We start from the raw sequence: 15,003 nt of genomic DNA, 5'->3' as shown, positions 1-15,003 counted from the left end.
TCGTAATCAGCAGGTCAGCGGTTCAAATCCGCTCATCGGCTCCACGAAAAAAGGGTCGTTTCCCTCCGGGAACGACCCTTTACTTTTCCCGTTCTTTTCCTTTCAGGGGGCATCGATCAGGAACCCCAGCTCCTTGCGGATTTCGTCGGGATCGGCGGTGTTGTACTCCATCAGCTTGCGCAGGTGGATCATGGTGTCCAGGTCCTCCCGCACGAACTTCACGCCGATGGCATCATCCTCCATGTGCACCACCTGGGCCTCGAACCTGAGCACGACGTTGCTGCCGTCCAGGTGGATGGTGAGCTTGCAGGGGTCGCCGAGCTTGACGGAGGGGTGGTCGCCGGCGGCGATCAGCGCCCCCCTGAGGGAAATGTCCATAAGGTGGGCCTCCCCGCGGACCCCGCCGAACTCCACGAAACTCTCCGCATCGAAGTTCACGCGGCTGAAGCGTCTCATCTCCGTCATACCATCCCCCTGTCCGTGGTTTTTGAACACTATACCGATACCGGCGGCTATTGGCAAGCACCGCCTGCCGGAGACGCCCACCCCCTTGACCTGCTGCCCGGTTTGCGGTTATCCTGCAGCCATGGAGACAACCCCGTCACCCCATGACCTGCTGAAAAACTACCGGGATCTGATCTGCCGGGTAGACGAGCTGTGCGCCGGCATCGGCGAGAAATTCCCCGAAGAGATCGTCTGCCGGGCCGGATGCGCCGGATGCTGCCGGCACCTGACCCTTCTGCCGGTGGAAGCCGTGGCCCTCGCCGTGGCACTGCACGGGCTTCCCCCCGATTTGGCCGACATGATCCGCAACCGGGCACGACAGTCGGCACCGGACGGCCCGTGCCCCCTGCTCATGGACGAACGCTGCCTCCTCTACGCCGCCCGCCCCCTTATCTGCCGCACCCACGGTCTCCCCCTGCTTACCCGGCTGGACGGCACCCCCCGGGTCGATTTCTGTCCGGAGAACTTCAGGGGGGTGACCAATCTTCCCGGCAGCGCCGTCATCGACCTGGAACGGCTCAATACCGCCCTCGTGGCGGTGGATGCCCTGTTCTGCCGTGAGTATTTCCCGGCTGGGCGCGCCGACAGGGAGCGGTACACCATCGCCGAAGCGCTGCTGCTGGAACTGTAAGGAGCCCACCATGAACGCCCTCATCAACGGTATCGACCTCGCCTACGAAGACGCCGGCAGCGGTCCGGCAGTCATCCTCATCCACGGCTTCCCCCTCTGCCGCAAGATGTGGCGCCCCCAGTGGAACAAACTGCCGCTGGCCGGCTACCGGGTCATCGCACCCGACCTGCGCGGCTTCGGCGAGAGCGACGCACCGGACGGCCCCTACAGCATGGAACTGTACGCCGACGACCTGATAGGGCTGATGGACCATCTGGAAGTGGAGAAGGCGGTCATCGGCGGGATGTCCATGGGGGGATACGTCCTCTTCAACCTGCTGGAGCGCTACCCCGAGCGGGTCAGAGGAGCGCTGTTCATCACCACCCGCGCCACCGCCGACGACGAGGCGGGGAAGGCCCGGCGGCTGCAACTCGCCAACGACGTCCGGAAGTTCGGCCCCCACGTGGTTGCCGACTCCTTCGAAAAGCTCCTCTTCGCCCCCGGCACCCCCGAGGAACGCCCCAAGCTCGTGGAAGAGGTGTACGGCTGGATGGTCGGAAACGCCACCGTCGGCCTGGCGGGGGGGCTTCTCGCCATGCGCGAGCGGAAGGACTATTCCCCGCTCCTCGGTAGCTTTCATCTTCCCGCCCTGGCCATCGGCGCCGCGGAGGACCAGGCCGCCCCCCCCGCGACGAGCAGTGCCATCGCCGCCGGCATCCCCGGCTGCCGGCTCGCCATCATCCCGGAAACCGGCCACCTGGCCAACCTGGAGGACGTGAAGGCGTTCAACGCCCCGGTCCTGGATTTTCTGGCCTCACTCCCCCGGACATAAAGCGTTCATCGCCATTCCGCAGAACATCTGTGACAAAACAATCCGCCCAGTCCGCCGACCTCCCGGCAAAAACATAGAACTCTGTTATTGCCACAATAAAACAAACATTACAGCCAGTTATAGTTTTGATAAATTTTTAGCATCAACAAAAAACAAAAAGCGGTCTGACTGACAACGCAATACATCTGTAACATTTCAATTTATTTGATTTTTTTCAAATTAACCCTTGCCTTTTACTCAACAACAGATTATAGTCTAACTAAAATCAAGCTATGAATAAAAGGAGTAGAGCAATGAAGTGCCCGGTTTGCAAGACCCACGGGGAGTATGCTGGCATCAACCTGCATACGGATGATTTCGCCGAAAACATCAACACGTGCCACGTGTGCGAGACGACGTGGTCCGTCAATCACGGCATATCCAAAGTCATCGAGGATTCCACGTTTCTGGAAACCACCGCCGACTGTGCCGAAGAGGATACGTACTGTTTTGCCGCGTAACAGCAACTCTGAAAAAAGAGGCAACGAAAAAACCGGGAGCTCTCGCGAGTATCCCGGTTTTTTTATCTGCTGCACATCGTTTTCTACAGACCGAACCGCCGCTGTACGTCGGCCGGCGCCGGTTCGAAGCGGGCGAACTCCATGGTGAAGGTGCCCCGGCCCCGGGTGGCGCTCCGCAACTCGGTCATGTAGCCGAACATCTCGGCCAGGGGGACCAGCGCCCGGACGGTCTCGATCTCCCCGTGGGTCTGGAGCCCCTCCACCCGACCCCGCTTCTGCTGGAGGGAGCCGAGTACCCTGCCGGAACAGTCGAGGGGGAAAACGATCTCCAGCGCCATGACCGGCTCCAGCAGAGCCGGTCCACCCTCCCGGGCGGACATCACCAAGCCCCGCTGGGCGGCAGCCCGCATCCCCTGCTCGGTGGTAACCCCCGGCTCGACGGGGGCTTCCAGAACCCGCACTTCCAGGTCGGTGAGGGGATAGCCGGTCAGACAGCCGGCGGCGCAGCCCTGGGTGAGGCTGTCCATCAGGGCGCTCCGCAACTCCTTCGCCACCACCGCTTCCGGAGGAAGTGAGAACACGACCCGCACCCCCTCACCCCGCGCCAGGGGGGTCAACCGGAGCAGCACCTCCCCACCCTGCACCTTACCCTCGAATTCCCGGCGGAACACCTCGCGCCGCTCGACCATCCTCGTCAGGGTCTCCCGGTAGACCACCTGGGGACGGCCGGTCTTGACCCCCACCCCGAACTCCCGCTCCAGCCTGTCGGTGACGATCTCCAGGTGCAGTTCCCCCATGCCGGTAAGGATCGTCTGGCCGGTTTCGGCATCCTCATGGACCCGGAAGGTGGGATCTTCCCACTGCAGCTTTTCCAGGGCCGGGGGGAGTTTCTCCTTGTCCTCGGTCCCCCGCGGCTCCACCGCCAGGGATACCACCGGCTCGGGAACGGTCAGCCCCTCCAGGGCCAGTTGGTGGTCGGGGGTACAGAGGGTATCGCCGGTCAGGGCCGCTTTGAGGCCTGTCACCGCCACGATATCGCCGGCCCGGGCCGTCTCCAGCTGTTCACGTTTGTGGGCGTGCATCCGGAACAGGCGGGCGGCCTTCTCGAAGCATCCCTGGGAACTGTTGAACAGCGCCATGCCGGCCTTGAGCGTGCCGGAATAGATGCGCAGCCAGGTAAGCTTACGCCCTTCATCGGCAAGGACCTTGAAGGCGAGCGCGCAGAAGGGGGCCTGGGGATCGCAGGCCAGCAGCTCACGCTCCCCCGCCGTCGGCCGATGGGCAGGGACGGGGGGCAGATCAAGGGGGGACGGCAGGTAGTCGGCCACCCCGTCGAGCAGGGACTGCACCCCCTTGTTGCGCAGGGCCGAGCCGAGAAACACCGGGAACAGCCGACACTCCAGCGTTCCCCGCCGGACGGCACCCTTGAGGCGCTCCGCCGTCACCTGGGCACCGGCCAGGTAATCGGCCAGGATGGTATCGTCGAAGTCGGCCGCCGCCTCCACCAGTTCGTCCCGGGCCGCGCGGGACTCTTCCGCGAGATCGGAGGGGATCGGCTCCCGCAGCACGGTCTTCCCCTGGTCGGCATCGGTAAAGGAGAGGAGTTCCTGGGAGAGGAGGTCGATCACCCCCCGGAAACCGGTCTCGTTTCCGACGGGAAGCTGGAGGAGGAGGAGGCGGGCGTTGAGCCGCTTCCCCATCTGCCCGAGGACAGCCCGGTAGTCGGCGCCGACCCGGTCGAGCTTGTTGATGAAGCAGATGCGGGGGACCCGGTAACGGTCGGCCTGGCGCCAGACCGACTCGCTCTGGGGCTGGACCCCCTCCACGGCGCTGAAGATGGCGACCGCCCCGTCCAGCACCCGCAGCGCCCGTTCCACCTCGATGGTGAAGTCGATGTGGCCGGGGGTATCGATCAGGTTGATCCAGCACTCCCGCCAGCGGCAACTGGTGGCGGTGGCGGTAATGGTGATCCCCCGCTCCTGTTCCTGGGGCATCCAGTCCATCACCGCCAGCCCCTCGTGCACCTCCCCCATCTTGTGGGTCTCACCGCTGTAGAAGAGGATCCGTTCCGACACCGTGGTCTTGCCGGCGTCGATGTGGGAGATGATGCCGATGTTGCGGATGGATTGAAGGGATGGCTGGTCCATGGGATAGGTCCGGAGCAGGTTAATTGGGATCGCGTGCCGACCGCACGACTAAGGATACCAGAAAACGGGAGGGAGGGAGGAGCATTAATTTACTTCTCTCCCACCTGAGCTACAATGTACGGATATCACCACCAAAGTCAGGGAGGGAAATCATGAAGATGCTACGTCTGCTGGTCGTGCTCCTGTCGCTCCTGCCGGGGGCCGCATACGCCGCCGACCTGGGCCAGGCGCGGATAAGCCTGATCAAGGGGGACGTCCAGATCTATACCAGCGACACCCAGGACTGGGTCGCCGCCTCCATCAACATGCCCCTCCAGGAAGGGGACCGGATCTGGGTGCCGGAAGGGGCCCGGACCGAGATCCAACTCCGGGGAGGTATCTATATCCGCCTCGGTTCGGCCACGGCGTTCGACCTCGTGCAGTTCCAGGAGGAGGCGTTCCAGTTCTACCTGAACGGCGGCCACGCCTATGTCAACAACCGCAAGGGGGGAATCGACCAGATCCAGATCGACACCCCCCTGTCGTCCGTCAGATGCTACGACAACACCCTCCTGATGGTCGACGTGATGCAGGACGGCAGCACCGACGTGGCGGTCATCAAGGGGTACGCCGCTGCCGAGAGCAGGGAAGGGACAACCAGAATCGAGGCGGGCACCACCCTCCACCTCGGAGCCGACATGGCGGCGGAGATATCCCCCCTCCCCCCGCCGGACCAGTGGGAAAACTGGAACCGGGAGCGTGACCGCAAGCTCGCCCAGTCCAACCGGAGCCTGCGCTACGTCCCCGAGGAGCTGGACGACTACAGCCATGACCTGGACGACTACGGGCGATGGGTGTATGTCACCGACTACGGTTACTGCTGGACCCCCCTCAACGTCGCCGTCAGCTGGGCCCCCTACCAGGTCGGCCGCTGGGTCTGGCGCGGCGCGGACTATGTCTGGATATCCTACGAACCGTGGGGCTGGGCCCCCTACCATTACGGCAGGTGGTCCTTCGTGGCCAACGTGGGATGGTGCTGGGTTCCTCCCTCCATCGGCGCGGTCTACTGGGGGCCGGGTTACGTGGGGTGGGTCCACACGCCGACCTACGTCGGCTGGGTGCCGCTGGCTCCTGGTGAAATCTACTACGGCCGTGGCTACTACGGACCATGGAGCGCCAACATCACCACCATCAACCGGACCGTCGTCCAGAAGTACCGGAACATCAACGCGCGCAACGGCGTCACGGTGGTGAACCGCACCACGTTCCAGACCGGCCGGAAAGAACCGGTCAGGGTCAGGGGAAACCTGTTCCGCGCGACAAACATAGAGGCTGGCCCCCCCGTCATCAGGCCGACCCGGGCCACCAGCATGCCGGTCATCAGGGACATCCCGGCAGCAAAACGTCCCCCGGAGAGGGTCAGGCGTATAAGCGTCAATGAAATCAGGCAGGAGAGGAGTCTGGTGCGGGAAGAGAAGGGATCAGCCTTCAAGGGGGGACGTCCCGCAGCGGAAATGCCGGTCAGGAAGCGGAACGAGCCCCAACCCATGATCCGCGAACGGCATCCGGCCCTGCCGACACAGCAGCCGGTCAAGGGAGGCAGGGCCACACCACGAAGCGAACGGCAGCAGCCCGCTCCCCCCTCGGTCCAACCGGCGGCACCGGCAGTTCAGCCTGCTCCCACTGCTCCCCCTGCTCCCCCTGCGGCCAGAACAACTCCTGCACCTGCACCTGTCCCGCAATCCGTTAAGCCGGAGAAGCCCCGTCAGCAGGAGGCGCCACGCCAAGCCCCGCCCCAGGTGCGCGGCGGGTCGCAGAAACTGACACCGCGGCCGGAACGGGGGGCACCCCGCGAACCACGCTGGCAGGAGCCACTTCCTGGCGCAGGTTCTGCGGCACCTCCGGCACCGGCCGCCGTCCGGCCCGAGGTTCAGCGCCCTTCACGCCCGGCATCGGCCCCTGCCCAGTTGCCGGCTGCGGAACGACCGGCTGTCCAGCGCCAGGAGACTCCTGCACCATCCCGCCCCCAGCAGCCCATGCATCGTCGGGAACTGCCGGGCAGATAGCATCTCTCGCCAACGACAAAGGGGGCCGCACTATCGGCCCCCTTTTCTTTTGACGCAAAGACGCAGAGTCGCAAAGAACTTCACTGCTTTGCAAATCTACCTGCTCTCCCGTATTTCATTCTGTTTTTTCAGTTTTTTTGCGTCTTCGCGCCTTTGCGTCGCCGTGATGTTCACGAATACGGATCGCCGCCCTTTCCCCCGCTTTCCAAACCCCCTTCCCGAAGAGGAGTCCGGTCCTTCACCGCGAACACCTCGATTCCCGATTTCCCCTCCAAGGGGCAGACATTCTCGCAGATGCCGCAGCCGTTGCAGAGTTCGTCCACCACGTACGGCTTCTTCACCGTCACCGGCCTGCCGCTGAAGTCCCGCTCCGTCACCACTTCGGAGCGGATCGCCTTCTGCGGGATGGGGCAGTGCTCCTCGCAGACGATGCACTCCTTCCGGAGGGCAAAGGGAATACAGTGGTTCTTGTCGAACACTGCTTTGCCGATCACCTCCCGCTTCTTCTCCGCAACCGGCAGATCGGGGATCGCCCCCGTGGGGCAGACCTGGCCGCAGAGGGTGCAGTTGTATTCGCAGTAGCCGAGGCGGGGTATGAGTACCGGCGTATAGAGCCCTTCGATCCCTGTCTGGGACAGGGCGGGGTAGAGGGCGCTCCGGAGGCAGACTTTCATGCATTCCCCGCAGCGGACGCACTTCTCCAGGAATTCCCCTTCGCTTCGCACCCCCGGTGGCCGGAGCAGCCGCGCCTGGGACTGGGGATCGCGGAACCGGAAGAGCTTCGCCAGGAACAGCCCCCCCACCAGGCCGCCGAGCAGGACCCGCCGCTCCATGACCGGTCCCCCCGCGGCCGGCTGGAAGCCGGCAAGGCGGAACCGGACCCGTTGGTTCGGGCAGTGGAGCTGGCACTCCATGCAGAGGATGCACTCCTCTTTCTGGAGCAGCTCCCGATCAAATGAGGTGGGGCAGAGCTCCCGACATGCCTGGCAATCGGCGCACAGCTTCGCCGGCACCCGGCTGAAGGGTGAGAGGCGGGCGACGAGTCCGAGCAGGGTGCCGAGGGGGCAGAGGTTGCGGCACCAGTTCCGGGTCTCGAAGCGCTCCAGGAAGATGATGAGGATGAAGACAAGGGCCGAGAGAAAGGCCAGGGGGTAGAGGGTGTCCCGGAACGGGAGGAGGTAATCCCGGAGGAAGCGGTACCCCGGATCGAGGACATCGCGCCCCTCCCCGAAGACCCGATAGAGGCCGACCCAGCCGGAGCGGACCGTCTCGCCCAGGAGGGGATGAACGAAGAAGGTGAGCGCCCGGACGAGGATGGCGATGGGGTCGAGGAGCCCGGCCAGGTTGAGATTCAACAGCGACGCGACGAGAAGCGGCAGGAGGAGCCAGTACTTCACGCTCCCTTTCAGCCAGGTGAGCGGCGCGGTCTTGCGGATACGGCCGGTAACGAGATCGAGGACGGTGCCGAGGGGACAGAGCCAGCCGCAGAAGAAACGGCCGAGAAGGACGGACAGGACGAGGACGATCACGCCGGGGAGGAGGAACGGCACCCACCCCTTTACCGCCAGCAGGGTGCTCGCCGCCGTCAGGGGATTGGCCCGGAAGAAGGCATTCACCGCCACCCCGATCCGGTCGCTCCCCCGGTATTCGGTCATGAGGAAGAGCACCAGAAAGAGGGCGAGAAAGAAGAGCTGGGATATGCGGGACGAAGTGTGACGCATGGTCAAACTCGACGCAAAGGCGCAGAGGCGCAAAGGGAGTCAAAGGCCATGGACAACACGATGAATGCCGTTTCTGACATACTGTTCGCCGAAATTGACGACCAGGGCAAGTTTCAGATCAAGAAGCCGCAGATAGGTGAGTGCCTGCGCCTCGAATATGGGATTATAGTCAATTGTCGATTTGACCTCAACAACGCCCCTGCCATTCACCAGCAGGTCGAGACGGAGTGGAGCAGCAAGCTTGTTCCCTTTATAGCTGACCGGCACCTGGATCTGACTCTGGGCGTTAAGACCACGCTGTCGAAGTTCCCAGGCCAGAGCTTCCTCATACACGCTTTCCAGCAATCCCGGGCCACCAAGGGTTCGATGCACTTCGATCGCACAATCAACAATGTGCCGACTTATCTCGTTGTCTGTCATGGAGTATTTTCTTTGCGTCCTTGCGCCTTTGCGTCAAGCTTTTATAATTCGTACCTTGCGAAGGTCCATCTCCCCCAGCCCCCGCTTGTGTGCCGCCACGGTAACGGCAATGTCGGCGGGCTTGAGGCCGAAGAGGGTGGTGGCGTAGGCATCGGCCGCCACGATGTCGGTACCGGCTATCACCTTGTTCAGCACCTTCACGTCCCGCAAGTCTCCACCTTGGGGACCGTGAGCCGTCAGGACACGGGTGGCGTCGATCACCACCAGGTGGCTCTTCAGGACGCTGTTGATGTCCGCCAGGGCACCGTCGATGTTCTTGTGGATGCTCCCCCGGTTCCCCCCCATCACCCCCATGACGTTCTTGAGCCCGAGGGTGAGCCTGGTGAGACCGTGGTGCTTGGCAACCGGGACGTTGATGAAGACATCGGCGCCGAGCGCTTCGTCGTAAAGCTCCCACTGCTTGAGGACCGCGCCGTTGGCGATGGGGACTTTGCGGAAGCGTTCATCCTCGATATGCTTCACCTCCACGTTCTTCATCCCCCTGAGGGCCGGCTCGATGCCGCTATTGATATAGCAGCGCCGCTCGTCGTTGCAGGTCCGGTCGAAGACCTTGACCTTTTTCGCCCCCGCCTTCAGGCATTCCTCTACCACCGCCTTGACCACGAGGGGATGGGTGTTGGCCCCCTGCTCTGCATTCCGGTCCCACCCCATGTTGGGCTTCACCACCACCGTCTGTCCCGGCTTCACGAAGCGCCCCATCCCGCCGAGGGCATTGATTGCCTGGCGGGTTATGCGCCCATAGTCGGCCCCTTCAGCCACGGCCAGCACGGGCCCCCCGGCGGCAGCCAGGTCACGCAGCAACCAGCGATGAAACAGATAGGACAACCCGAGAACCCTGAGAAACGACCTTCTGTCCATACTCCCTCCCGTTCAATCCCTGGTCCCTGGCTCCTAGTTCCTGATCCCCGGTCCCCGGTCCCTGGCTCCTAGTTCCTGGTCCCCTGCTTTGTCCCGCAAAAACACCACGAACGCTCCGTTTCCCCCCATCTGGCGCGGTGCCGGGACGAACTCGGCCACCATCCCCTTCCCCCGGTCCCGCAGCCAGCTGGAAACCGCACCCTGGAGCACCGGTTCGTCGGGGGAGTTGTTCCCCTTGCCCGTTATGACGAGCACTGCCTTCTGACCCCGCTTGTGAGCGCCGGCAATGAAGTGGGCCAGGCTCTCCAGGGCCTCGTCCCGGGTCATGCCGTGCAGGTCGAGTTCGTAGTCGATCCGGAGCGCCCCCCGCCGGAGTTGGCGCATCCTGTTCACGGGGAGCGGCTTGAGGGGCACCACGTCGTCCGGCAGCTCGTCGCGAAAGTTCACGTCCAGCCGCAGCTCTTCGATGGCCTCAAGAAAAACCTGTCGGTCGGCCGCCTCGAACCGCGCCTTCGGCGGAACTGCGGGTTTCTGCGGGCGGGGCCGTTCCGGTTCTTCCTGGAGGGGACGCACATTGGCAACCGCCCGCAGGAAGAGGTCGCTGTCATCCTCGGCCACCGGTGGAGGAGCCTGTTTGGAGGCGGGGGGCGGCGGGGCCGGCGAATCAGCCTGAAACCCCTTGAGGGACTTGAACGGCGTTGCCGAGAAGTCCTTCGGTTTCGGCAGCCGCTTTTTTTCCTTTTTCATGGCAAAACCACCTTGGCAGGGGCGGAGCGAGAGGCCCCTGCCGTCAGACTGCTAATCCTTGGGCACCAGAATGATCTCGATCCGCCGGTTTTTCGCCTTGCCTTCCGGCGTATCGTTGCTCGCCACCGGCTTGTACTCGCCGTACGCCACCGCGCCCAGCAGGGTCGGGTCAATCCCCTGCTGCTGGAGGAATCTGGCCACGTTGATGGCCCGAGCTGCCGACAGTTCCCAGTTGGTAGCATACTTTTTGGTCAGGGCGCCGACGATCTGATTGTTGTCCGTATGTCCCTCGATGCGGATCGCTTTATCCTGAACGGTTTTCAGGATATCAACCACTTTCTGCAGCACTTCGAGCCCTTCCGCCTTGACCTCGGCCTTGCCCGAGTCGAACAGGATCTCATTGAGCATGTTCACCGTCAGCTTCCCCTTCAGTTCGGAGATGGTGACTTCCCCCTTGGATATCTCCCCCTTCATCTTTTCCAGCAGCTCCTCGTAGGTCTTGCTGGTCTTTTGGACCTCTTCCTCCTTGGCCTTCTGGAGCCGGGACACGTCGTCCCGAAGACGGGCGTTCTCCCGCTCCAGGTCGGCAATTTTCTGGCGCAGTTCGACAATCGTGCCGAGGGATTCGGATTGGGACGATTTGAGGACCTTGTCCAGAGCCCTGTTGTCGGCCGCCAGTTTCTCCTTCTCCTTGACAAGCCCTTCCGCCTCACCCGTCAGCTTGGCGACCCGGGCCTTGAGCCCGTCGTTTTCGCTGCCGAGCTCCTGGTATTTTTTCTGCAGTTCCTGCAGGTTCTTGTCGAGGGTCTGTGCCTCCTGCTCCTTCTGTTCGAACCTCCCGAGGGAGACGCATCCCCACTGGGAAACCGCGATCACCAGAAAGAGTACCAGCAGCAGCGATTTTTTCAGCATGTCAAACCTCCTTGTTTGTCAAGGAGCATCAGCTCCCCATGAAAAATCAGACGGCAGCAGTTTTTTACCGGAACAGCCAGAGCGGGATGACCGCAGCGGCCAGCACTAGGGCGGACGGCACCCAGAGCCGGTGGTAGACCTTTGCCATATCTGCATTGAAATATTCCCGGGTCAGCACGAGGCAGAGATGGAGCGGCGACAGCATGACACCGGCAAATCCGCTCCCAAAGGCGAGCGCGAGAAGCCCGAGGGACGGTGTCGCCCCCCCCATGAGCGGCAGGAGGAGCGGAAAGGTGATCCCCACGTAGGCGATGGTAAGGCCGGTCATCAACCCTGCCAGGAACGGGATGGCCACGATGATGAGGATGGGTGGCAACCCGCTGCTGGTGAAAAACCGCGATACCCCGTCGAGGGCGCCGGTTACCTGCAGGGTCTCCTGGAACACCATGATGCCAAGCACGAGAAACACGGCCTTCAGGGAGACGCTCTCCCGCAGGGATTCCCAGACTTTGGCCGGCGAATAGCGGTGCAGCAGATAGAGAAACACCACCACGCCCCCCATGGCTGGCACAGGATTGACCCGCAGGACCACCACGAGCACCAGGGTGACGAGGATCGGAGCCACCGCCAGGAGGAACGCGCTGAACGCCTTCCACCGCCCCGCCGTCCGCTCCCGTGCGATCCTGACCGGACCGACCCCCGCGAAACAGAAGAGCGCCCCCCATCCCACCACCGACAGCGCAAAGGGCGCATTGGCCAGGGAGAGGCTGGCGTAGTGGAGACCAGTCAGGCCGGATACCAGGATGATGCCGGGGTAGAGGGGCGAGACGTATTCCCAGATGTGGCGATACCAGTAATTGATGAATGCCTTCTGGTCGGCGTCGATCTCGGTCCCTGCAGCCGCCTCGCTCACCATCGGCGCCGAGAACACCGCACCGCCGGGGGACGGCAGGAGGCCGATCATGGCCGGCATGGCCGCCATGATCAGGCGCCCGTCGGGGAGGATTTCCGCCAGGCTCGCCACCATCCGCTTCAGGGTGCCGGTCTTCCTGAGCACGTTCTCCATGATCATGGTGAAGACCAGCATCGCCGTCATTTCCAGGGAGCGGGGAGCGAGCAGCGCCCGGTATACCCCCTCCAGAAACGCCCGGGGCGGAGTGAGGTAGAGGAGCGCCAGCAGCAGCGACCCCACCGCCATGACAGTCCCCAGATAGACCTTGCGGCGCAGGAGCACCACGAGAACGGCCAGCACCACGAGAGTTTTTATGAGATCAACCACAGGCCACCTTAAACCGTATATGAGTATAACAAAAAAGAGACCCGAAGGTCTCTTTCACGCTGCCGTGCCGGCGTCTATTTCCGGATGATCCGGCGCTTCGAGCCCCCCATGGCGGCGGCGTGATGCTTCTGGATCGCGCCTATGCTCTCCAGGTGGAACTGGAACCACATGTCGCCGAAGCCCCGCATCTTCATCTTCTTCCCTTCTCCGAGCAGGGCCAGGTTCCCCTTCAGATGCTCGTCGCCGGGGAGCTTCTTGAGTCCCCGCTCCAGCACTTCCTTGGCCTTTGCCGTATCCCCGATTTCAGTCAGGCAGTAGGCGTAGACATTCCAGAGGAGGGACTCCTTGCTGCTCCACTGCACCGTCTTCTCGAAGGTCTCCCTCATCTTTTCGGGCTTGTTCCGCTTCATGTAGCTGACCGCGAGCATCCCCATGGCCACCCAGTTCTTGAAGAACGATTTTTCCAGGTAGGGGAACGCCTTGCCGAAGTCGCGCTTCATGTAGTAGATCATGCCGATCTGGGCGTTGAGCTGGCCGGTGACGTACATCTGCCACTTGCCGTAGACAAAGGCGCTTTTCAGTTCGGAGATGGCCTTGTCCACCCGCTGCCCCTGGAGGTCCCGATTGGCGGTCTCCATGACAGCCATGACCTTTTTCATGACAATGCGGGATATCAGGAAGAAGACCAGCATGGCCACCAGCGGCGAAACCAGGGCGGCGATCCACCAGGTGCCGACCGCAAGCATGAGCCCGACGAAAACAACCACGGCCACCGCCGCGGAAATCAGTGCATTATACATCTGTGGGAAATCCTTTCCGACTTACGATTTTTCATTCGCTACGGGAACCATGGCGCCCGATTTCTCTACATACTTGGCGACGATGATGCGCCGGCCGGCCCGCAGGGCGATCTTGCCCTTGATGTTGTTCCAGGCGGAGAGAATGCTGGTCGATACGTTGAAACGCCTCGCCAGCGAATGCAGGGTGTCACCTTTTTTCACGGTGTAGTACTTGTTGAACTCCCGACTATCCTTCTTGGCGGCAACGCTGACAGGTGCCTCATGGGCGTCGGGCTGAACAGGTATGGTCAACACCCGTCCGCGCACCTTTTTCGTCTTCCCCAGCCGGTTCAGTTCCGCCAGGACCTGGGGGGTGGTACCATAACGACTGGCCACGCCGGCAAGGGTATCCCCCTTCTTCATCCGGTAACGGGTATAGAGGACCTTGGGGGTATAGCGCTTATCTTCGGGCACCTTGGCGTATTCGGCCGCGAACAGCTCCTTCTTCCCCTTCGGCAGCTTCAGCTCATAAGCGGGGTAATCGGGAGGGGTGGCCCACCGGCGCAGTTCGGGGTTCAGGTCGCGGAGGATCTGGGGGGGAACGTCGCAGAGACGTGCCACCAGGTCGAGATCGGTCTGGGTCGGGATCGGAACCGTATCGAACTCGATGGGGGGAAGGTAGGCCACGTCGGCAAATCCGTACTTGTGGGGCTCCTTGGCGATAATGGCGGCAGCCAGGAGCTTGGGTACGTAGTCCTTGGTTTCCCGCTTCAGGTACGACCCCTTGGAAAGCTGCCAGAAATCGCGGCTGTTGTACATGTCGATGGCCCGGAGAATCTTGTTCTCGCCGGCGTTGTAGCCAGCCGCAGCCAGGTACCAGTCCTTGTTGAACAGCCCGTAAAGCTCTTTCAGGTAGAGTGCTGCGGCCACCGTCGACTTGAGCGGGTCCCGCCGCTCGTCGATCCAGCCATCGATGCGCAGGGAATAGCGTTTGCCGGTGGCGGACATGAACTGCCAGGGGCCGACGGCGCTCGCAACCGAATAGGCATGGGGAGAGAACCCGCTTTCGATCATGGCCAGGTAGACGAGATCTTCCGGCAGGGACTCCTTGCGGAGCACCTCTTTCATCATCGGCAGATACCGCTCGGAACGGGAAAGCCAGCGGGCGAACACGGGCCGGGCGCGCCCCTGGAAATAGGACAGGAAGTACTGCACCTTGTCGTTCAGGGTGAGGGGGATGTCCGAATCGGGCAGGTCCTCTTCCGGCAGCTTCAGGTCGAAATCGGCGGCCACTTCGGCCTGTTCGTCGAAGGGATAGAGTTCCGTCGCCGGGAGTTCAAGGGCCCGCCCCAGACGGGATTCCCGGGAGGAGGCAGCCCCGTCGGCAGGAGGTGACGACTGACCACCGGACATGACGAGTCCCGCAACGAGGAGGTTCGGTTCCCCATCGCCGGACGGCAGCTCCGCCGCCAGCACCGGCGACGCCACCAGAAGGGCTATGACACATGAGAGAATTTTGTTCATTGAGTATCCCTGGACTGTCATGACTGGACAACACATTACATGGCAGCCTGCGAGGAGGGGTCAGT

General features: G+C 62.7%; 14 protein-coding genes. 4 read left to right on the top strand and 10 right to left on the bottom strand.

Annotated features, from left to right (window positions below; translation table 11 throughout):
* Window positions 1–102 precede the first annotated feature (102 nt).
* Window positions 103–465, bottom strand: a complete 363-nt coding sequence (locus KI810_RS11820) for a PilZ domain-containing protein (protein WP_214175756.1) — start codon at window positions 463–465, stop codon at window positions 103–105.
* A gap of 22 nt (window positions 466–487) precedes the next feature.
* Between KI810_RS11820 and KI810_RS11815 the strand changes: the two genes are divergently transcribed.
* From KI810_RS11815 to KI810_RS11805, 3 genes are all read left to right on the top strand, one after another.
* Window positions 488–1,135: a YkgJ family cysteine cluster protein gene (locus tag KI810_RS11815; RefSeq protein ID WP_246525558.1), complete on the top strand. Its 648-nt coding sequence runs from the start codon at window positions 488–490 to the stop codon at window positions 1,133–1,135.
* A 10-nt stretch (window positions 1,136–1,145) separates the two neighbouring features.
* Entirely contained in the window at window positions 1,146–1,946 is an 801-nt protein-coding gene (locus KI810_RS11810; RefSeq protein WP_214175755.1) for an alpha/beta fold hydrolase, read from the top strand.
* A 293-nt stretch (window positions 1,947–2,239) separates the two neighbouring features.
* Complete coding sequence (locus KI810_RS11805; protein WP_214175754.1) at window positions 2,240–2,446, top strand: hypothetical protein; 207 nt, start codon at window positions 2,240–2,242, stop codon at window positions 2,444–2,446.
* 83 nt (window positions 2,447–2,529) lie between these two features.
* On the opposite strand, the gene fusA is transcribed toward KI810_RS11805, so the two are convergent.
* Entirely contained in the window at window positions 2,530–4,593 is a 2,064-nt protein-coding gene (gene fusA, locus KI810_RS11800) for an elongation factor G (protein WP_214175753.1), read from the bottom strand.
* 152 nt (window positions 4,594–4,745) lie between these two features.
* Here fusA and KI810_RS11795 point away from each other — a divergent pair, with 152 nt between their 5' ends.
* Window positions 4,746–6,638, top strand: coding sequence for a FecR family protein (locus tag KI810_RS11795; protein WP_214175752.1), 1,893 nt, complete (start codon window positions 4,746–4,748; stop codon window positions 6,636–6,638).
* Window positions 6,639–6,808: 170 nt separating this feature from the next.
* Here KI810_RS11795 and KI810_RS11790 read toward each other — a convergent pair whose 3' ends face one another.
* The 8 genes from KI810_RS11790 to KI810_RS11755 all read right to left on the bottom strand — a co-directional run bounded on the left by KI810_RS11790 (window position 6,809) and on the right by KI810_RS11755 (window position 14,938).
* Window positions 6,809–8,359 carry a 4Fe-4S binding protein gene (locus KI810_RS11790; RefSeq protein WP_214175751.1) on the bottom strand — a complete coding sequence of 517 codons (1,551 nt, stop codon included), beginning with the start codon at window positions 8,357–8,359 and terminating at the stop codon, window positions 6,809–6,811.
* Window positions 8,360–8,398: 39 nt separating this feature from the next.
* Window positions 8,399–8,779: a GxxExxY protein gene (locus tag KI810_RS11785; RefSeq protein ID WP_214175750.1), complete on the bottom strand. Its 381-nt coding sequence runs from the start codon at window positions 8,777–8,779 to the stop codon at window positions 8,399–8,401.
* 33 nt (window positions 8,780–8,812) lie between these two features.
* The gene (locus tag KI810_RS11780; RefSeq protein ID WP_214175749.1) at window positions 8,813–9,697 is read right to left on the bottom strand and encodes a DUF362 domain-containing protein; all 885 of its coding nucleotides are present in this window, start codon (window positions 9,695–9,697) and stop codon (window positions 8,813–8,815) included.
* 33 nt (window positions 9,698–9,730) lie between these two features.
* Complete coding sequence (locus tag KI810_RS11775; RefSeq protein WP_214175748.1) at window positions 9,731–10,444, bottom strand: Smr/MutS family protein; 714 nt, start codon at window positions 10,442–10,444, stop codon at window positions 9,731–9,733.
* A gap of 51 nt (window positions 10,445–10,495) precedes the next feature.
* The gene (locus tag KI810_RS11770) at window positions 10,496–11,356 is read right to left on the bottom strand and encodes an OmpA family protein (RefSeq protein WP_214175747.1); all 861 of its coding nucleotides are present in this window, start codon (window positions 11,354–11,356) and stop codon (window positions 10,496–10,498) included.
* 64 nt (window positions 11,357–11,420) lie between these two features.
* Entirely contained in the window at window positions 11,421–12,635 is a 1,215-nt protein-coding gene (locus KI810_RS11765; RefSeq protein ID WP_214175746.1) for a DUF401 family protein, read from the bottom strand.
* Window positions 12,636–12,709: 74 nt separating this feature from the next.
* A complete protein-coding gene (locus KI810_RS11760; protein WP_214175745.1) occupies window positions 12,710–13,435 on the bottom strand; it encodes a tetratricopeptide repeat protein in 726 nt (241 codons plus the stop codon).
* 21 nt (window positions 13,436–13,456) lie between these two features.
* A complete protein-coding gene (locus tag KI810_RS11755) occupies window positions 13,457–14,938 on the bottom strand; it encodes a lytic transglycosylase domain-containing protein (RefSeq protein WP_214175744.1) in 1,482 nt (493 codons plus the stop codon).
* Window positions 14,939–15,003: the final 65 nt, after the last annotated feature.

The organism is Geomobilimonas luticola, from assembly GCF_018476905.1.
In the GTDB taxonomy this organism is placed as follows: domain Bacteria; phylum Desulfobacterota; class Desulfuromonadia; order Geobacterales; family Geobacteraceae; genus Geomobilimonas; species Geomobilimonas luticola.
Note: the sequence above shows the minus strand (reverse complement) of the source record. Positions and strands in the feature narration are given on the sequence as shown.